The sequence below is a fragment of the Marinobacter salicampi genome (assembly GCF_011074795.1).
GTDB classification, from domain to species: Bacteria; Pseudomonadota; Gammaproteobacteria; order Pseudomonadales; family Oleiphilaceae; genus Marinobacter; species Marinobacter salicampi.
Genome location: NZ_JAAMPF010000027.1, coordinates 41125 through 59027, shown reverse-complemented (window position 1 = coordinate 59027; position 17903 = coordinate 41125). Strand labels below are relative to the sequence as shown.

General features: G+C 58.1%; 16 protein-coding genes and 1 tRNA gene. 10 read left to right on the top strand and 7 right to left on the bottom strand.

Annotated elements, in window-relative coordinates:
* Positions 1-9 precede the first annotated feature (9 nt).
* Genes G7W63_RS15850 through G7W63_RS15840 form a run of 3 tightly spaced genes read right to left on the bottom strand, consistent with a single transcriptional unit; the run spans position 10 to position 3801 of the window.
* Entirely contained in the window at positions 10-1608 is a 1599-nt protein-coding gene (locus G7W63_RS15850) for a dihydrolipoyllysine-residue acetyltransferase (RefSeq protein ID WP_166260405.1), read from the bottom strand.
* Positions 1609-1634: 26 nt separating this feature from the next.
* Entirely contained in the window at positions 1635-2612 is a 978-nt protein-coding gene (locus G7W63_RS15845) for an alpha-ketoacid dehydrogenase subunit beta (RefSeq protein ID WP_166260402.1), read from the bottom strand.
* Position 2613: 1 nt separating this feature from the next.
* Complete coding sequence (locus G7W63_RS15840; RefSeq protein WP_166260399.1) at positions 2614-3801, bottom strand: thiamine pyrophosphate-dependent dehydrogenase E1 component subunit alpha; 1188 nt, start codon at positions 3799-3801, stop codon at positions 2614-2616.
* Between the two features lie 583 nt (positions 3802-4384).
* Between G7W63_RS15840 and G7W63_RS15835 the strand changes: the two genes are divergently transcribed.
* The 6 genes from G7W63_RS15835 to G7W63_RS15810 all read left to right on the top strand — a co-directional run bounded on the left by G7W63_RS15835 (position 4385) and on the right by G7W63_RS15810 (position 12070).
* Positions 4385-5482, top strand: a complete 1098-nt coding sequence (locus G7W63_RS15835) for a Glu/Leu/Phe/Val family dehydrogenase (protein ID WP_166260396.1) — start codon at positions 4385-4387, stop codon at positions 5480-5482.
* Positions 5479-6879: a sodium-dependent transporter gene (locus G7W63_RS15830; protein WP_166260393.1), complete on the top strand. Its 1401-nt coding sequence runs from the start codon at positions 5479-5481 to the stop codon at positions 6877-6879. The genes G7W63_RS15835 and G7W63_RS15830 overlap by 4 nt, the downstream gene beginning before the upstream one ends.
* A 230-nt stretch (positions 6880-7109) precedes the next feature.
* Positions 7110-8735 (top strand): acyl-CoA synthetase, encoded by a 1626-nt coding sequence (locus tag G7W63_RS15825; protein WP_166260390.1) that lies wholly within the window; start codon positions 7110-7112, stop codon positions 8733-8735.
* A 49-nt stretch (positions 8736-8784) separates the two neighbouring features.
* Positions 8785-9546 (top strand): 3-hydroxyacyl-CoA dehydrogenase, encoded by a 762-nt coding sequence (locus tag G7W63_RS15820; RefSeq protein ID WP_166260387.1) that lies wholly within the window; start codon positions 8785-8787, stop codon positions 9544-9546.
* Positions 9547-9561: 15 nt separating this feature from the next.
* Positions 9562-10722: an acyl-CoA dehydrogenase family protein gene (locus tag G7W63_RS15815; RefSeq protein ID WP_166260384.1), complete on the top strand. Its 1161-nt coding sequence runs from the start codon at positions 9562-9564 to the stop codon at positions 10720-10722.
* 166 nt (positions 10723-10888) lie between these two features.
* A complete protein-coding gene (locus G7W63_RS15810) occupies positions 10889-12070 on the top strand; it encodes a thiolase family protein (protein ID WP_166260381.1) in 1182 nt (393 codons plus the stop codon).
* A 54-nt stretch (positions 12071-12124) separates the two neighbouring features.
* Here the strand turns inward: G7W63_RS15810 and G7W63_RS15805 are convergent.
* The 4 genes from G7W63_RS15805 to G7W63_RS15790 form a co-directional block, all read right to left on the bottom strand.
* Positions 12125-12201: transfer RNA gene (locus G7W63_RS15805), tRNA-Arg, on the bottom strand.
* A 70-nt stretch (positions 12202-12271) separates the two neighbouring features.
* Positions 12272-12889 (bottom strand): TPM domain-containing protein, encoded by a 618-nt coding sequence (locus G7W63_RS15800; protein ID WP_166260378.1) that lies wholly within the window; start codon positions 12887-12889, stop codon positions 12272-12274.
* A gap of 71 nt (positions 12890-12960) precedes the next feature.
* Positions 12961-13725, bottom strand: coding sequence for a TPM domain-containing protein (locus G7W63_RS15795; RefSeq protein WP_166260375.1), 765 nt, complete (start codon positions 13723-13725; stop codon positions 12961-12963).
* Positions 13725-14282, bottom strand: a complete 558-nt coding sequence (locus G7W63_RS15790) for a LemA family protein (RefSeq protein ID WP_423202296.1) — start codon at positions 14280-14282, stop codon at positions 13725-13727. The genes G7W63_RS15795 and G7W63_RS15790 overlap by 1 nt, the downstream gene beginning before the upstream one ends.
* Positions 14283-14518: 236 nt before the next feature.
* Between G7W63_RS15790 and G7W63_RS15785 the strand changes: the two genes are divergently transcribed.
* The 4 genes from G7W63_RS15785 (at position 14519) to G7W63_RS15770 (ending at position 17901) form a co-directional block, all read left to right on the top strand.
* On the top strand, positions 14519-15322 hold the full coding sequence (locus G7W63_RS15785; protein ID WP_242634450.1) for a flagellar motor protein MotA: 804 nt from the start codon (positions 14519-14521) through the stop codon (positions 15320-15322).
* Between the two features lie 6 nt (positions 15323-15328).
* Positions 15329-16387 (top strand): peptidoglycan -binding protein, encoded by a 1059-nt coding sequence (locus tag G7W63_RS15780; RefSeq protein WP_166260369.1) that lies wholly within the window; start codon positions 15329-15331, stop codon positions 16385-16387.
* A 67-nt stretch (positions 16388-16454) separates the two neighbouring features.
* Positions 16455-17240 carry a TIGR04283 family arsenosugar biosynthesis glycosyltransferase gene (locus G7W63_RS15775; RefSeq protein ID WP_166260366.1) on the top strand — a complete coding sequence of 262 codons (786 nt, stop codon included), beginning with the start codon at positions 16455-16457 and terminating at the stop codon, positions 17238-17240.
* On the top strand, positions 17218-17901 hold the full coding sequence (locus G7W63_RS15770; protein WP_166260363.1) for a TIGR04282 family arsenosugar biosynthesis glycosyltransferase: 684 nt from the start codon (positions 17218-17220) through the stop codon (positions 17899-17901). The genes G7W63_RS15775 and G7W63_RS15770 overlap by 23 nt, the downstream gene beginning before the upstream one ends.
* Positions 17902-17903: the final 2 nt, after the last annotated feature.

Here is a 17903-nt window from a genome sequence, read left to right as displayed (position 1 = left end):
GATTGGCCGTCAGCCCAGGTGCAGGAGCATGGACTGGGGCGACTCCAGATAGCCTTTCCAGAGGTTGCAGAACCGCGCGATGGTGCCTCCGTCAATGATGCGATGATCCCCCGCCCAACTGATCGTCATGATTGACCGCTCTACCACCTGGCCCGCCCCATCGAAGCGCGGCAGCTTCTGGGTGCGGCCGATGGCTACGATCGCCACTTCCGGGGCATTGATAATAGGCGCGGCGTAAGTACCACCAAGGGCGCCGATATTGGAAATCGTAATGGTGCCACCCCTGAGGTCCTCCTGGCTTACCCTACCCGAGCGGGCAGCCTCCGTCAGCCTTGCCACTTCGTCGGCTATTTCCAGCAGCGTAAGCTGTTCCACATTTTTCACGTTCGGCACGATTAGGCCCGAAGCGCTGTCCACCGCCATGCCAATATTGCAGTGGGGCAGGTAGCGTATCTCGGTCGCCTCACTGTTGAGCTGACTGTTGAGCACGGGGTATTCACGAACCGCCAGGGCCATGGCTTTCATGATGAAGGGCATGAGAGTCAGGCGGGAGCTGCGGGTTTCTGCGTCCGGCTTGAGCTGAGTCCTCAATGCCAGCAGATCAGTGACATCAATATCTTCACTGTAGTTGAAGTGGGGAATTGTCGAGGCCGCTGCCGCCATATGTTTGGCCATGGCTGCACGAACACCCTTGATGGGCTCGACCCGGACCTCCTGGGGGGTCTGGACACGAGCGGTTGCTGTGGCGGCTGACCCCTGCTCTGGCTGTGCCTTATCCCGGGCCTCTGCAGGCTTCTCCAGATGAGCGATGATATCGGCTTTCAATACCCGGCCATCCTTGCCCGAGCCCTGGATGTCGGCCAGCCTGAGATCGTGTTCGCGCACCAGGCGGCGGACCGCAGGGCTGGCCGGTGTCCGGTGCCTGGGACCGGTGTCCGGCGCTTTTGCAGCGGTCACAGCCTGGGTCTGATCGGTTTCAGGAGTCGTGGACTCCGCTTTAGGGGCGGCCGAAGGCCTGGCAGTGTCTCCCGAGGGCGCTTCGCGTTCCCGGGGAACGAACGCAAAGAGTGGTGAATGTACCCGGGCCATTTCTTCTTTCTGATAGTACAGCTGGGTTACCCGGCCGGCCTTGGGGGCAGTAATCTCCACCATGGCCTTGTCGGTCATTACGTCCACTATGGGCTGGTCTTCCTCGATTTCATCGCCCTCGGCGACGCGCCATTCCACTACCTCACACTCGACAATGCCTTCGCCAATATCCGGAAGGATAAAATCCTCCGTCTCATCATCGTTGCCGGAAGGAGCCACTTCCGCCTGCTGAACCGCTTCCTCTCTGGGTGCGTCAGCAGTAGTCTGTGTTCCGGCTTCATCGTCCTCGGCCACCAGCTCGAATAGCGGTGCATGTACTTTGGCAATCTCACCTTCGCGATGATAGAGCCTGGTGATCTTGCCCTTGTACGGGGCGGGAATTTCAACCAGCGCCTTGTCGGTCATGACCTCGGCCACGGGCTGGTCTTCCTCGATCAGGTCGCCTTCGCTAACCAGCCATTTGACCAGTTCGCATTCCACGATACCTTCGCCGATATCGGGCAGTAAAAAATCACTCATGGTTGCTCTCCTGTCCTGATATCAGTCTAGAATTCGACGCTGGTTCTGATGGCTTCATAAACCTTCAGGTGATCCGGCAGATACTCCTTCTCAAGGGCAAGAGGGAAGGGAGTGTCGAGGCCGGTCACCCGCGCGATCGGGGATTCCAGATAAAGGAAGCAACGTTCCTGGATCGTGGCTGCAATCTCACCCGCAAAACCGCCGGTGAGTGGAGCTTCGTGCGTGACCACCAGGCGACCGGTTTTCAGTACGGATGCAGCCACCTTTTCCACATCCCACGGCAGGATGGTGCGCAGGTCGATTACTTCGCAGGAGATGCCGTCCTTCTCGGCCATCTCGACCGCCTGTCCGATCACCTCCATTTGCGCCCCCCAGCCCAAAAGCGTGATGTCCTTGCCTTCCTTGGTCACTTCGGCCTCACCCAGGGGCAGACGGTAGTCGCCCTCTGGCACTTCGCCGACGGAGGCTCGGTACAGCCGTTTGGGCTCGAAAAACAGGGTCGGGTTAGGATCATTGATGGCACCCAGCAACAGGCCTTTGGCCTGGTGAGGGTTGCGGGGCACCACAACCTTGAGCCCTGGGGTATGAGCGAAATAGGCTTCCGGCGACTGGGAATGATACAGCCCCCCCGCGATACCGCCGCCATAGGGGGCACGAATGGTAAGGCCGCCCACGTTGAAGAGGTTGCCGGACCGGTAACGGAACTTGGCAGATTCGTTCACGATCTGGTCGAAGGCCGGAAAGATATAGTCCGCGAACTGGATTTCCGCGACGGGCACGGAGCCCTGGGCGGCCAGGCCGTTGGCGAAACCGATAATGCCTTGTTCCACCAGGGGGGTATTGAAGCAGCGGGACTTACCGTACTTCTGCTGCAGATTGCTGGTGGCACGGAAAACACCGCCGAAGATACCGACGTCCTCGCCAAAACACAGCACTTTTTCATTGTCTGCCATAGCAATATCGAGGGCGTCATTGATCGCCTGGAGCATGTTCATTTTCGGCATCTTATGCACCTCCCTTGGCTTGTTCTGCGCTGTTGGGGTAGGTGTCCGGGTACTTCCTGATATGGCTTTTAACAGCTTCGAGCTGTTTCGCCAGGGCTGGCGGCACCTGGTCATACACGTCAGTGACCAGGCTATCAAGAGGCGGAGCCGGCCGTTTCTGGGCCACTTTCATGGTCGCCAGAACCTCCTTGCGCAGGCTTTCCTGCAGCTGCTTCTCTTCGTCATCATTCCACCAGCCGGCCTTTTCAAGCCACGCTCGCATGCGAAGAAGAGGGTCCTGGTCCCGCCATTTCTGCTCCTCATCCTTGCTGCGATAGCCCGAGGGGTCGTCAGAGGATGAGTGAGCAGCAAGCCGGTATGTCATGGCTTCAATCAACACCGGGCGATTATCTTCCACCGCCATCCGGCGGGCCTCCCGGGTCGCTTCGTACACTGCGAGAATGTCATTGCCATCGACACGAATCACATCCATCTTGTAGCCAAAGGCTCGGGGCGCGACACCGTCAGCTGCGAACTGTTCAACCGATGGGGTTGAGATGGCGTAGCCGTTGTTGCGACAGAGGAAAATCACCGGCACCCGATGAACTGCAGCCATGTTGAGAGCGGCGTGAAAGTCGCCTTCTGAGGCTGCACCTTCGCCAAATATGGTGATGGTACAGAGTCCCTCGCCAGCCAGTTTCTGGCCGTAGGCGTAGCCCGTGGCCTGGGGAATCTGTGTCGCCAGGGGCGAGGAGATGGTCATGTAGTTGAGTTTGGCAGAGCCGTAATGCACAGGCATCTGCCGGCCCTTGCCGTAGTCCTGCTCGTTGCCGAACAGCTGGTTCATGAATTCGTCGGTGGTAAAGCCGCGATAGGCCAGGGCACCCTGCTCCCGGTACTGGGCCATGATCATGTCGCGGTCATCAAGGGCAGCGGTGCTGCCGATGACTGCAGCCTCCTCGCCTGTGCATTGCATGTAGAAGCTAAGGCGTCCCTGGCGCTGGGCCGCGAGCATGCGCTCGTCAAGTACCCGGGTAAAAACCATCGAATGATACATGCGCAGGGCTTTGTCGCGGTCAAGGTCAGGGGCTTTGGCGCCCTTGTAGAGCGTGCCATCCTGCTTCAGAAGCTTGAACGTGGGGATTTTGAATTCCGCGCCGTCTGTGAATCGAGGCGAGTACACTACGTCGGACGTTTTTGTTTTGGCCATAATCCTCTTCCTGGGGTAGGGGTCTGAGGAACGAATGGACCCCTTGTGAGGGCTTCGTCATTTAAGGTTAGCCAGTTGCCTCAACCCTGGTGGGGTACTTCAGAAACTGACCTAAAGCTTACCTTAACGTAAAAGAATACCTGAGGACAGACAGAAAAAGCTGAGAATTGCATGTTTGTATTTGACGTTCGCGTGCCGGGTACTTATCTTCTCAGTGTCTGCCCCAAAAGGGCGCCAATCACTGAAAACAGGTCTCCGTGGCAACCCCCGGCGACAACAACAACGACCTCATAAGCCGTGATCCGGCTAAATAGACGAGGATTTCAGTATGTTATTCTTCAGCGAACTACGCGATACGGTAAGCTCCAGCGGAGCAGGTCGTACCCCCGCAGTACCCGGTTCATCCCGAGCCAAAACAGTGCAGGGCTTTGCCCATGTAATTGCCTGGCGGCATTGCATCAGTCACTGACCGCGTTTGTTGTCTGTATTACGCAGTTTCAGCCGAGCCGGCGAATCGCCAGCACAGCCCAACTGAACCTGAGCATGCTGCAGATGGTGGCAAAGCTCCAAGAAGGTATTAACCATGAGTGTGTTTACTCATCCTGAATTTGATAACCACGAACACATCAGCTTTCACCGGGACCCCGAAACCGGCCTGAGCGCCATAATAGCTGTCCATAACACCTCACGCGGCCCGGCTCTGGGGGGCTGCCGAATGTTTCCCTACCCTGACGAGAATGCTGCCCTGACCGATGTGTTGCGTCTTGCCAAAGGCATGACCTATAAATCGGCATTGGCCAACCTCGATCTTGGCGGTGGTAAATCGGTGATTATCGGCGATCCTCGCGAACAAAAGACAGAAGCCCTGCTTGAGGCCATGGGTCGTTTTGTTGAGCGCCTCGGCGGCCTGTATATAGCTGCAGAAGACTCCGGCACCGGCGTGCCCGACCTCAAGGTGATGGGCAGGCATACGTCTCACGTTGCAGGTGTTTCGCCAGGCCTGGGTTTTGACGGCAAGCCGAGCACAGGCGATCCGTCCCCAGCCACTGCCTATGGCACCTTCAAGGGTATACAGGCGGCGGTACAACACCGGCTCGGGCGAAACGATCCGGCAGATCTGGAGGGTCTGAGTGTGGCCGTTCAGGGGATTGGCAATGTCGGTTACCGACTCGCCCGCCACCTGAAAGAAGCGGGTGCGAAACTCTGGGTCTATGATATTCATCAGGACCGCATGGACCAGGCCCTGGCGGAGCTGGACGCCACACCTGCCACAGCAGAGGATATTCTGTTCCTGCCAGTGGATGTGGTGGCGCCCTGTGCCATGGGGGCGGTGCTGAACAATGAATCCATACCGCGTTTGCGGGCTCCCATAATCGCAGGGGCCGCCAATAATCAGCTCGGCAATGCCAGCCACGACCATGCACTATGGAAGCAGGGCATCCTTTACGCACCGGATTTCGTGATAAATGCCGGCGGCATCATTGATATTCATTACGAACGCATAGGGGCCGAGCCCTCGGTTGTACGTGAGCACCTCGACGGTATAGGCCAGACTCTTGCGGAAATATTTACCCGTTCTGCCCAGGGCAATCTACCGACTGGCGAGATTGCGAACCAGCTTGCAGAAGAACGATTCAACCTTAAAACAAAAACCGGACACCACAGCAGGAGAACATCATGAGCAACGCGACCCCCAGTAACCGGGGCCCCAGTCAGAGCAGGATCAAGCGCGGATTCTGGTCTTCCCGCATGGCCTTCGTATTGGCCGCCACTGGCTCGGCAGTTGGCCTCGGCAACATCTGGAAGTTCCCCTACATAACCGGGGAGAACGGGGGCGGTGCCTTCGTGCTGGTCTACCTTTTGTGCATCGCCGCAGTCGGTCTCCCCATCATGATGGCAGAAGTGCTTATTGGCAGAAGGGGTGGCGCAAGTCCGATCAACAGCGTTCGGGCGATTGCCAAGCGCGATGGCCATAATCCGGCCTGGCGCCTGGCCGCCGGTCTGGGTGTTCTAACGGCTTTTCTGATTCTGTCATTCTATTCGGTGATCGGTGGCTGGGCGGTCTCCTACGTGGGCACCGCGGCGACCGGTCAGCTTGCCGGGCAGTCAGCCGATGCCATAGGCGAAATATTCAGCGGTCTGCTCGGCAGTCCCTGGACGCTACTAATGTGGCATACGCTGTTTATGGGTCTGGTCATGCTGGTGGTCGCACGGGGGCTTCGCAAAGGTCTTGAGCGTGCCGTAACCATTCTGATGCCGGCATTGTTCGTGCTGCTGCTAGTGGTGGTTGCCTATTCAATGACGACCGGCTATTTCGGTCAGGGTGTCGCGTTCCTGTTCAGCCCCGACTTCTCCAAGCTGACCACCGAGGGCGTACTGGTGGCACTGGGTCATGCGTTTTTTACCCTGAGCCTGGGTATGGCCGTAATGATCGCCTATGGGTCTTACCTTTCAAAGGATGTGTCCATCGCAAAGACCTCCATATTGGTCTCGCTCATGGATACGGGCGTTGCCCTGCTGGCAGGTCTTGCCATCTTCCCCATCGTCTTCGCCAATGGTCTTGAGCCAGGCGCCGGCCCCGGTCTGATCTTTCAGACCCTGCCGCTGGCATTTGGGGCTATGCCCATGGGAAGTCTTTTCGCAACGCTCTTCTTCGTATTGCTGACCTTTGCCGCCTGGACCTCCGGCATTTCGCTGCTGGAGCCACTGGTGGAATGGTTGGAGGAGCAGAAAGGCCTCAATCGGATGGTCAGCACTATCGGTGCCGGTGGTCTGTGCTGGTTGCTCGGCGTTGCCTCTATCCTATCCCTTAACCTCTGGTCAGATGTCACGCCATTGGGCATGTTCGCCATGTTTGAGGGCAAGACCATCTTCGACCTGCTGGACTTCTTCACTGCAAGTGTCTTCCTGCCCCTCGGTGGCCTGCTGGTTGCTATCTTCGTAGGCTGGATCATGACCCGTCAGGCCCTGCAGGATGAGCTGGCGATGGGTTCCGGGACCTTCTCCCTGTGGTACAACACCCTGCGCTATTTTACCCCGGTGGCAGTGCTGGTGGTGTTTGTCTATAACCTGGTCTGAGCTGAAGGTCTGAAATAAAGGCCTTATTGAAAGGCGCCGGGAACTCCCGGCGCCAGTCTCCCTCCAATAGCCAGCCTAGCGCTGGCATTTCCCAATGACTGTCGCTGCCATGCCTGCCTGAACTGCCAAGTTTGTGATGGCAGCCAGGCTCATTTATGTTAAGTTTATGAGGTTGACGTTAACGTAAAGTTGTATCCGCCGAACTACAAGAATCTGCTCTGGAGGCCAGTATGACTTCAATATACGACAAGGGGCTTGAGCCCACTGAAGCCAACCACGCGACCCTGTCGCCGCTGGACTTTATCAAGCGCACGGCAAGCATCTATCCCAATTACCCTGCGGTTATCCATGGCGACATACGGCGGACCTGGCTTGAGACCTATGATCGCTGCTGCCGACTGGCCTCGGCCCTGTCAAACAAGGGTATAGGCAAGGGCGACACGGTAGCCGCCATGCTGCCCAATATTCCCCAGATGCTGGAATGCCATTTCGGTGTACCCATGATTGGGGCAGTGCTCAATGCCCTTAACACCCGGCTGGACGCCAGGACCATCGCCTTCATGCTGGAGCACGGCGAAGCGAAGGCTCTGATTGTGGACCGGGAATTCGGTGATGTGATCCGGGAGGCCCTGGCTAAGTTGGACAACCCGCCCATTGTCATCGATGTGGACGATCCGGAATACGGGCAGGGCAGTGCAGTCAGTGACCTGGATTATGAGGAATTCCTCAGAAGAGGTGACCCGGAGTTCCATTGGGAAATGCCGGATGACGAGTGGCAGGCTATCTCCCTGTGTTACACTTCAGGCACTACCGGTAACCCCAAGGGAGTTGTCTACCATCATCGGGGCGCCTACGAAAACGCCATGGGAAATCAGGCGGTCTGGTCCATGGGCATGCACCCGGTCTACCTGTGGACCCTGCCCATGTTCCACTGCAATGGCTGGTGCTTTCCGTGGACGATTACCGGGTTTGCCGGTACCCACGTGTGCCTGCGAAAGGTTGACCCCCAGAAAATCATCAAGCTGATCAGCGAACACAAGGTCACCCACATGTCCGGTGCGCCGATTGTCCTTAACAGTTTGCTCAGCGTTTCCGAAAAGGAAAAAAACAGCTTCAGCCATACGGTACATGCCACTACCGCCGGGGCGGCGCCACCGGCCAAGGTTATTGAAGCCATTGAAGAGATGGGCTTTTCTGTTACCCATGTTTATGGACTGACCGAAGTATATGGCCCAGTTACCGTGTGTGCCTGGAAAAAGGAATGGGATGAATTGCCGGTGGAAGAACGGGCTTCCCTAAAGGCCAGGCAGGGGGTTCGTTACCACACCCTGGCAGGTCTCATGGTAGGGGACCCCCAGACCATGAAGCCGGTGCCGAGGGACGGCAAAACAGTCGGCGAAATCTTCATGCGAGGCAATACCGTGATGAAGGGCTACCTGAAAAATCCTGAAGCCACGGCGGAAGCCCTGCGAGGCGGCTGGTTCCACACCGGCGACCTGGCGGTATGCCACCCGGACGGCTATGTGGAGATCAAGGACCGCCTGAAGGACATCATCATCTCCGGCGGCGAAAATATCTCTACCATCGAGGTGGAGGATGCCCTGTACCGTCACCCCCATGTGCTGGAAGCTGCGGTCGTTTCCCGGCCGGATGAGAAGTGGGGCGAGACCCCCTGCGCGTTTGTAACGCTCAAGCCGGATGCGCCGGAAGTCACTGAAGAAGACATCATCAATTTCTGCCGCGAGCGTCTTGCCAAGTTCAAGCTGCCCAAGAAGGTGGTGTTCAGTGAGCTGCCAAAGACGTCCACCGGTAAGGTCCAGAAATTCGTACTGCGTGATCAGGCCAAAGAGCTATAGCAAGCCTGCTTCAACCAAAAGCTGACATATTAATTGACGAGGAACGACTATGGATTTTCAGGGAGTGCCGGCCATCGTGACCGGTGGAGCTTCAGGGCTCGGCGAAGGTGCGGCCCGGGCGCTGGCAAAGGCAGGCTGCAAGGTTGCGATTTTTGATGTGCAGAAGGAACAGGGTGAGCAGGTCGCCAGCGATATCGGCGGCATTTTTGTTCATTGCGATGTGTCCTCATCCGACAGCGCCGAAGCCGCCGTTGCGACAGCCCGTGAGGCTCATGGCCTCTGTGGTATCGCGGTTAACTGCGCCGGCATTGCCCCGGCAGGCAAAATTCTTGGCCGCGAAGGGGTAATGCCCCTGGAGAACTTCAACAAGGTGATCCAGGTCAACCTGATCGGCACCTTCAACATCATGAGGCTGGCGGCGGCAGACATGGCCCAGCGGGAGCCTAACGCTGATGGCGAGCGTGGCGTGGTGATTTCGACGGCATCGGTCGCCGCCTATGAAGGTCAGATCGGCCAGGTGGCCTACAGCGCCTCCAAAGGCGGCGTGGTTGCCATGACTTTACAGGCTGCACGGGAATTGGCCCGGGAGGGCATTCGCGTCAACACCATCGCTCCCGGTCTGTTCATGACGCCGATGATGGCCGGAATGCCGCAGGAGGTCCAGGACAGCCTGGCGGCCACCTTGCCCTTCCCCCAGCGCCTGGGCAAACCGGAAGAATTCGGCATGCTGGTGGACCAGATGGTCCGCAATCCGATCCTGAACGGTGAAGTCATCCGCCTGGACTGCGCCCTGCGTATGGCCCCCAGGTAGACACAGGAGACAACCATGACCAGTGTTGCTGGTGTTATCGATAAAGAAGAACTCGAAATGTTTCGGGGGTCCGTCATCAAGGCGCTGGAAACCGAGGTGACACCCCATTACGAAGCGTGGGAGCAGTCAGGCATTGTGCCCAGGGAGCTCTGGAATACCCTGGGTAACGCCGGCATGCTATGTGTTGACGTGCCAGAAGACTGGGGCGGCTGCGGCGCGCCCTTCCAGTACTCCGTGGTAGTGGGCGAAGAAATGGCCCGCATGGGCTTCGGTGCACTATCCACCAACGTCATGGTGCACTCCGACATCGTCGCTCCGTACCTCAGCCACCTCGGCAACGAAGAGCAGCGCCAGCACTGGCTGCCGAAAATGGTTTCCGGAGAAGCCGTCGGTGCTATTGCCATGACCGAACCCGGTGCTGGCAGCGATCTGCAGGCTATGCGCACCAGCGCCGTAAAAGATGGCGACGAATACATCCTTAACGGCTCCAAAACCTTCATTACCAACGGCCAGCATGCCGACATGGTCATCGTAGCCGCCAAAACCGACCCCAAGGCCGGGGCCCGCGGCATCAGCCTGTTTCTGGTAGACACTTCATTGCCGGGCTACAGCAAGGGCCGCAACCTCGACAAGATCGGCCAGCACTCCGGTGACACATCGGAACTTTTCTTCTCCGACATGCGCGTCCCCGCCTCGGCTTTGGTGGGTGAAGAAGGGCAGGGCTTTATGTACCTGATGCGCGAACTGCCCCGTGAACGCCTGGTTATCGGGGCCCTTGGGGTTGCAGCTGCCCGCGGTGCCCTGGACCTGACCATCGCCTACGCCCAGGAGCGGGAACTGTTTGGCCAGAAATTGGCCCAACTGCAAAACACCCGTTTCGAAATCGCCCGTATGGAAACCGACTGCCGCGTCAACCGCGCCTTCATTGACGAGTGCATCTCACTTTACGAAAAAGGTGAGCTCGACGCCCCCACGGCTTCCATGGCCAAGTACAGCGCGACGGAAATGCAGTGCAGGGTAGCCGATGGTTGTCTGCAGTTATTCGGTGGCTATGGCTACACCAGCGAGTACCCCATTTCGCGAGCGTTTATAGATGCCAGGGTACAGAGAATCTATGGCGGTACATCCGAAGTAATGAAAGAAATTATTGCGAGATCTGTTTTAGGAAAGGCTTAACCGAGTAGACCATCCTTCTCACAAGTTGGAGACCGTGCGGGGGCCTTGTTCCGGGACCGACAAAAGCCATGGATGGCTTTTGTCGAGCGTACAAGGGATGTATTTACAGCGTGTCTCGAACAAGGTCGCCCGCAGGGTCCTGCACCGGAATCAGAGGATTAGAGAAATGAACAGCAACGACGTAGTAATCGCGGGCTCCGCCCGAACCCCAATGGGTGGATTGATGGGTGACCTGAGCTCCGTGCGTTCCCCGGACCTGGGCGCCGCCTCCATCAAAGCGGCCATTGAAAGAAGCGGCCTGCAACCCGCCGATATCCAGGAAGTCATCATGGGCTGCGTCCTGCCCGCAGGCCTCGGCCAGGCGCCCGCGCGCCAGGCCTCCCGCGCCTCGGGGATTCCTGATTCCAGTGGTTGCACTACGATCAACAAAATGTGCGGCTCCGGCATGCAGGCCGTCATCATGGCCCACGACCAGATCAAAGCCGGCACCAACAGCATCATGATCGCCGGTGGTATGGAAAACATGAGCCAGGCTCCCTACCTTCTGCCCAAAGCCCGTGGTGGTATGCGCATGGGGCACGGCCAGGTACTGGACTCCATGTTTCTGGACGGACTGGAAGATGCCTACGAAGGGGGTCTAATGGGTGTGTTTGCCCAGCGCACCGCAGACACCTACAAGGTTAGCCGGGAAGCCATGGACAGTTTCGCCATAAGCTCTCTGAACAAGGCCCTGGAAGCCATCCGCCAGGGCTGGTTTGAAGATGAGATCACCGCTGTCCCGGTGCCTGGTCGTGGCGGCGAAACACTGGTTGATACTGACGAGCAGCCTGGCAATGCCCGGCCGGAAAAAATCCCCACCCTTAAACCCGCGTTCGCCAAAGACGGAACCGTTACGGCGGCTAATTCCAGTTCCATAAGCGATGGCGCGTCAGCCATGGTACTGACTACCGCATCAGAGGCCGAAGCTCGTGGGCTTAAGCCCCAGGCTCGTATTGTGGCCCATGCTACCCATGCTCGGCTGCCCTCCGAGTTTACTCTGGCACCCATTGGCGCAATCCAGAAAGTGCTTGATAAGGCAGGGTGGCACAAAGACGATGTCGACCTCTTTGAAATCAACGAGGCTTTTGCGGTGGTAACCATGCTGGCGATCCAGGAGCTGGGGCTGGGTGAAGACAAGGTCAACATCCACGGCGGCGGTTGCGCACTGGGTCACCCCATCGGCTCATCCGGTTCCCGCATCATGATTACCCTGATCAATGCCCTGAAACAGCGGGGATTGAAGCGGGGTGTGGCTTCGCTTTGCATTGGCGGTGGTGAGGGTACTGCAGTTGCGATTGAACTGATGTAATAGCGGACGAAGATTTATCCTGCCTGGTACTGGTTTGGCGCTGGTATAAAATGGTGGTGTCCCAGGCAGGATTCGAACCTGCGACCTGCCCCTTAGGAGGGGGCTGCTCTATCCAGCTGAGCTACTGAGACATATTGCGGCAGGGCGGTATGATAGCGGCAGAGGCGGCGCATCTCAAGTCTGTTTGAGACGCGCGCTATGTCACGGTAGAACGATCAGATGATCAGGCAACTCATTGCGTTCGTGAGTGGCGGGGATTTCGGTTTTCAAATGCTTGCCGCAGGCCTCGACACAATCAAGAAAGCCCTGCAGGGTTTCGCCCTGTTTCACCTGGTGGGTGAAATGCTCAACAATGCCTTCCCAGACCGTATTGTCGATGCGGCTGGAAATCCCCTGGTCCACCAGTATTTCAACGTAGCGTTCCGCTTCTGATACGAAAATCAGCATTCCGGTGCCGCCGTCAGTGTGGTGCAGGTTCTGCTCCAGAAACTGCCTGCGCGCCAGATTGGAGGCGCGCCAGTAGCGCACGTGTCTGGGAATCAGCCGGGTGTTGATCTGGGGCAGCCGGAAGATCAGGCACAGCAGAACAAAAGTCGCCCACTGGGTGAGCATCAGCATGTCGGCGCCCACCCAGCCGAAGAAATAGTTGAGTATGCCGGGCACCAGCAGGGCAATAATGCCTGCCCATACCAGAGGAATGTAGGAGTAATTGTCGGACTGGCCCGTTAGTACGGTGACCAGTTCGGCATCGGTTTCCTTCTCCACCTGGTTTATCGCGGCGGTTACCTGGGCCTGCTCGTTTTTACTGAGTAATGTCATGGGTCATTCTTACTGTTGAAGTGTGAGGGCTTGTTGCTTGTTCAGGGATCCGTCGAGCCTTGCCTTGGCTGTTACCAGCCGCCGGAGGCACCGCCACCACCGAAACCGCCACCGCCGCCGCCGAAACCTCCGCCACCAAAGCCACCGCCGCGGCCGCCCATGCTTGCGCCAAGCAATGCGCCGCCCAGCAGAGCTGCACCGCCCCGGCCTCGGGTACCCCGGCCGCCGCCGGTAAAGAAGATCACCGCCATCATGATGATGAACATCAGGGCGGCCTTGCCAAGATCGGGCTTGTCCTGAGCCTGTTGACCCACTGGCTGGCGGGCGTTTGTCAGGGGCTCACCACCCAGAACCTTAACCATGGCGGCTGCGCCGTTCATGATGCCCTCAGTATAGTTGCCCTCGCGAAAGGCCGGCGTGATGATACGGTTGATGATGACAGACGAATTGGCGTCAGTGAGGCGCCCTTCGAGCCCGTAGCCAACCTCTATCCGAACCTTGCGCTCGTCCTTTGCGACGAGCAGCAGGGCGCCATTGTCCTCACCTTCCTGGCCAATTCCCCAGTGTCTGCCAAGCTGGTAGCCGAAGTCCTCAATGGGATAGCCCTGCAGGTCAGGCACGGTAACCATCACGACCTGTTCCGAAGTGGCGTCTTCGTGGGCCTTGAGCATACCCGTGAGCTTCGCCTCGGCAGCGTTGTCGAGCAGATCGGCACGGTCGACGACCCGTCCGGTCAGTTCCGGGAAATCAGGGCCGGACTGGGCCAGAGCCGCGCTGGCCTGAACCAGGCAGAGGGTAAGCGCTGCGAGCAGGCTGTACTTGATGGAAAAGACCATTAAAACTCCACTCTTGGCGCATCTTCAGCATTTTTGGCCGTTGCTTCGAAGTTTTCTCGCAAAGGCATATCGCTGTACATAAGGCTGTGCCAGATCTTGCCAGGGAAGGTCCGGATCTCGGTGTTGTAGCGCTCCACCGCCTGGATGAAGTCACGTCTGGCAACAGCGATGCGATTCTCGGTGCCTTCCAGTTGTGACTGCAGCGCCAGGAAGTTCTGGTTCGACTTTAGATCCGGATAGCGTTCAGAAACCGCCATCAGTCTGCTAAGCGCACTGCTGAGCTCGCCCTGGGCTTGCTGGAACTGTTGCAGTTTCTCGGGATTGTTGAGGATGTCTTCGTCCACCTGAATGGAAGTGGCCTTGGAGCGGGCCTCCATCACGGCAGTGAGGGTTTCCTGCTCCTGTTTTGCAAAGCCCTTGACGGTTTCGACCAGATTGGGTACCAGATCAGCGCGGCGCTGGTACTGGTTTTCGACCTGGGACCAGGCTGATTTAACCTGTTCGTCATAGGTGGGAATATTGTTGATACCACAGCCGGAAAGAAGGGTCGCCAACATCAGCAGGGCCGAAAGCTGCCAGAGCGTTCCGAAGGAGGTCCGGGTATTAAGTCTTCGCATGGGGTCGTTGTTCCTGGGGAAAAGCAGTGAAAAAAGATCAGTCAGAGTCTTTTAGCGAGTGTATGGTTGATGGTGCCGGATTTGCTGCTTTCAAGGGTCAAAGACCGGCCATTGTTTATGCTAGTGTCTTAAATCTGGTTTCGCTTAACTTTCAGTGTTAACTCTCGGTGATGGCAATGAGCAACCCCAAGCACACGCTTTTCTGGATGACCCTGTTTCTGGTGGTAGTCGCCACGGTATGTGCGCTGATCTACGGCCCCCTGCAAACCGCCTTCATGGCGAACTGGGTATTTAACCTTCTGATTGTCTGTGTCCTGCTCGTGGGCATAGGCCTTACCTACCGCCAGGTATTCGTACTCTTCCCCGAGATGCGATGGATAGCCCAGTTCCGGACCGGTCATTCCGGCCTGTCAGTGATGCAGGAGCCCCGCCTGCTAAAGCCTCTGGCCAAGCAACTGGGTGATGACTACAAGCGCGACCAGTTCTCTCTCTCGACACTTTCTCTGCGCACGGTGCTCGATGGTATTCACTCGCGGATGGACGAGCAGCGGGAGATTACCCGCTACTTCATAAGCCTGCTGGTGTTCCTGGGGCTGTTGGGCACTTTCTGGGGCCTGTTGGGAACGATCAATTCAGTGGGCGCTGTCATCGTCAATCTGGACATGGGTGACGGGGATTTCGGCGAAGTCTTCGCTACCATGCAGTCTGGGCTACTTGAACCCCTTGAAGGTATGGGTACGGCTTTCAGTTCCTCCCTGCTGGGACTTGGCGGCTCCCTGATCCTTGGTTTCCTGGATATCCAAGCCGGCCACGCCCAGAACCGTTTCTACGACAGCCTGGAGGAATGGCTGACCAGTGTCACCAATCTCGTGGATGACGTTAATCCCAGTTCCCGCCAGGCTGTGGCTGTGAATGCTGACGTGGAGCGCTTGCTGGATGAGAATCGCAAGCTTCGAAGCCAGCTGGCGGACAGGGAATAACGGCCTATGATCGGATCCAGACGGCGTACCCGCAGCACGATCAATGTATGGCCCGGGTATGTGGATGCCCTTTCAGCGCTGCTGATGCTGGTGATCTTCATGTTGCTGGTTTATGTGGTGAGCCAGCTCTACCTGTCCCAGACCTTGTCGGACCGTGACACCCAGCTTGCCCGCCTGAGCAGCCAGATGGCAGAAATCTCCCGGTTGCTGGGGCTGGAAGAAGAGCGGGCAAGTGCGCTTGAGGAGGAACTGGAAACCGCCAGAGGCGAGCATAGCGCTGCCCTGGCCCTGGCGCAGAGTCTTCAGGCACAATTGGAGGAAGGCCGCGCGTCCGCCCTTCAGGAACAGTACGATGCCGAAGCCGAAGCGACACGCCTGCAACGCTCTCTCGAGGAAACTGAAGCACAGCGGGAAGAGGAGCAGATTCTGACCGTCTCCCAGCGGGCGATCATCAACCGGCTCTCGGCCCAGATAAGCGCCCTGCAGAAGCAGCTGAGCGCGATCAACTCAGCCCTGCGCCTGCAGGAGGATCTGACCGCTGAGAAGGAAGCCGAGCTGGCAGAAATGGGTCAGCGCCTGAACCTGCTACTGGCGGAGCGGGTCAACGAACTTGAGCAATACCAGTCCGAGTTCTTTGCACGCCTGCGCAACATCCTGATGGATAATGAGAATGTCAGGGTCGTGGGAGACCGCTTCCTGCTGCCTTCCGAGCTTTTGTTCGCGTCAGGTTCCGCAACACTGGGGTCAGAGGGCAAGGACGAGCTGGATAAGCTCGCTGATGTGCTGCTGGATGTGGTGAAGGCCATTCCGGAAGACATCGACTGGATCCTTCGCATTGACGGTCATACCGACCGAATTCCTATCAATACACCGGAATTCTCGTCCAACTGGGAACTTTCTACGGCACGGGCGGTATCTGTAGTAAGGTACCTGGCGGAGCAGGGTGTGCCTGAGAAGCGCATGGCAGCAGCCGGCTTTGGCGAGTTCTACCCGGTCGCCGAAGGCACCTCGGAAGAAGCCTTGCGCCGGAATCGACGAATCGAGCTCAAACTGACCGACCGGTAAGCGGCTGGCAATGCAGCAGCGACCAGATTACCAGACAGGCTCAACCTGACACGTTTGACGAGAGACAATGGACAGCGAAGCAGAGCCCCCGGGCACCGAAAGTATTAACGTAACCGCAAGAAAAAGCCGAAATGTCGTCGGCGAAACCGTTCCTGAGCCCAAGGTCAGCATTATCGTACCGGTGTGGCAGGAAGAGGCGAGCATCGAGGCTACGCTTGCAAACCTGCAGCCTTGGCGAAAAGCAGGCCACGAAGTAATCGTCGTGGATGGAGGCAGTGAAGATCGAACCCGTGAGCGGGCCCGTTCACTGTGCGACCGACTCCTGACTTCACCTCCCGGTCGCGCCATACAGATGAACACCGGTGCCGCTGATGCCCGAGGCGATCTCCTCCTGTTCCTTCACGCCGATACCCGGCTTCCCACCGGGGCACTGGATGAACTGGGCGGTTTCTACCATTCCAGGCGCCACTGGGGCCGGTTCAATGTGCGTCTCAGCGGTCAACGTCCCCTGTACCGGACCATTGCGTGGTTCATGAACCGGCGTTCGCGCCTGACCGGCATAGCGACCGGGGATCAGGCAATATTTGTACGCCGGTCCGTGTTTGAGGCGCTCAGGGGCTTTGCTCCCTTGCCCTTGATGGAAGATGTTGAATTTACCCGACGCCTGAAGCTGGTTTCACCGCCGTATTGTGTTCGCCAGCCTGTCATTACCGACAGTCGTCGTTGGGACGCAGGCGGCCCCTGGCGTACTATCTTTCTGATGTGGCGGCTGCGTTGGCGATATTGGCGGGGCGAGTCTCCGGAAACTCTTGCCAGGGAATACCGATCCAATGTCCGAAACCCCGGTTTCTGAACTGAACACTTCTCAGCCTACCGAGACTTCCCGCCCCCGGGTGGTGCTCTTGCAATTTGCCAAGTGGCCGGAGCCTGGGCGGGTTAAAACCCGGCTTATCCCGGCCCTTGGCGTGGAAGGCGCCCTGGAGGCGCATCTCCTGCTTACCACGACGGTACTGACACAACTGGCGGTCACCGAGTTGCCGCTTCAATTCTGGTGGGACAGAGCCGTGGATACCGTCCCGGAGCATGCCCGCAAGATTGTTTCGGCTCTTAATCAGCGTGCGGTGGTGCAGAGAACCCAGGCCGGCGCCGACCTGGGTGAGCGCATGTGCCATGCCCTCGAGGCCAGCCTGGCCAAGTACGACAAAGTGGTGATTGTGGGCAGTGACTGCCCCTCGGTGGAGGAGCAATACGTGACCCAGGCCCTGGCGGCCCTTGATGATTCAGACCTGGTGCTGGGGCCTTCTGATGATGGTGGCTACGTACTTATCGGTGCGCGCCGGACCGAGCCCGGGATGCTTGATAGCATCGCCTGGGGCTCTCCGGACGTTCTGGCCCAAACCTGTGAACGGCTGACCGCCAAGGGCCTGACCGTCAGCCTTCTGGAGCCGCGCTGGGATGTGGATGAGCCGGAGGACTGGCAGCGTTTCCTGGGCTCGCCCTCCAACTTTACCTGAGC

Coding starts and splice junctions, on each gene's coding strand:
- G7W63_RS15790 (WP_423202296.1), bottom strand. CDS start 14,282: ATGTTGGCGACCCTTCTTTCCGGCTGTGGTATCAACAATATTCCCACC.
- G7W63_RS15840 (WP_166260399.1), bottom strand. CDS start 3,801: ATGGCCAAAACAAAAACGTCCGACGTAGTGTACTCGCCTCGATTCACA.
- G7W63_RS15770 (WP_166260363.1), top strand. CDS start 17,218: ATGTCCGAAACCCCGGTTTCTGAACTGAACACTTCTCAGCCTACCGAG.
- G7W63_RS15845 (WP_166260402.1), bottom strand. CDS start 2,612: ATGCCGAAAATGAACATGCTCCAGGCGATCAATGACGCCCTCGATATT.
- G7W63_RS15785 (WP_242634450.1), top strand. CDS start 14,519: ATGAGCAACCCCAAGCACACGCTTTTCTGGATGACCCTGTTTCTGGTG.
- G7W63_RS15780 (WP_166260369.1), top strand. CDS start 15,329: ATGATCGGATCCAGACGGCGTACCCGCAGCACGATCAATGTATGGCCC.
- G7W63_RS15775 (WP_166260366.1), top strand. CDS start 16,455: ATGGACAGCGAAGCAGAGCCCCCGGGCACCGAAAGTATTAACGTAACC.
- G7W63_RS15800 (WP_166260378.1), bottom strand. CDS start 12,889: ATGACATTACTCAGTAAAAACGAGCAGGCCCAGGTAACCGCCGCGATA.
- G7W63_RS15815 (WP_166260384.1), top strand. CDS start 9,562: ATGACCAGTGTTGCTGGTGTTATCGATAAAGAAGAACTCGAAATGTTT.
- G7W63_RS15810 (WP_166260381.1), top strand. CDS start 10,889: ATGAACAGCAACGACGTAGTAATCGCGGGCTCCGCCCGAACCCCAATG.
- G7W63_RS15835 (WP_166260396.1), top strand. CDS start 4,385: ATGAGTGTGTTTACTCATCCTGAATTTGATAACCACGAACACATCAGC.
- G7W63_RS15825 (WP_166260390.1), top strand. CDS start 7,110: ATGACTTCAATATACGACAAGGGGCTTGAGCCCACTGAAGCCAACCAC.
- G7W63_RS15830 (WP_166260393.1), top strand. CDS start 5,479: ATGAGCAACGCGACCCCCAGTAACCGGGGCCCCAGTCAGAGCAGGATC.
- G7W63_RS15795 (WP_166260375.1), bottom strand. CDS start 13,725: ATGGTCTTTTCCATCAAGTACAGCCTGCTCGCAGCGCTTACCCTCTGC.
- G7W63_RS15850 (WP_166260405.1), bottom strand. CDS start 1,608: ATGAGTGATTTTTTACTGCCCGATATCGGCGAAGGTATCGTGGAATGC.
- G7W63_RS15820 (WP_166260387.1), top strand. CDS start 8,785: ATGGATTTTCAGGGAGTGCCGGCCATCGTGACCGGTGGAGCTTCAGGG.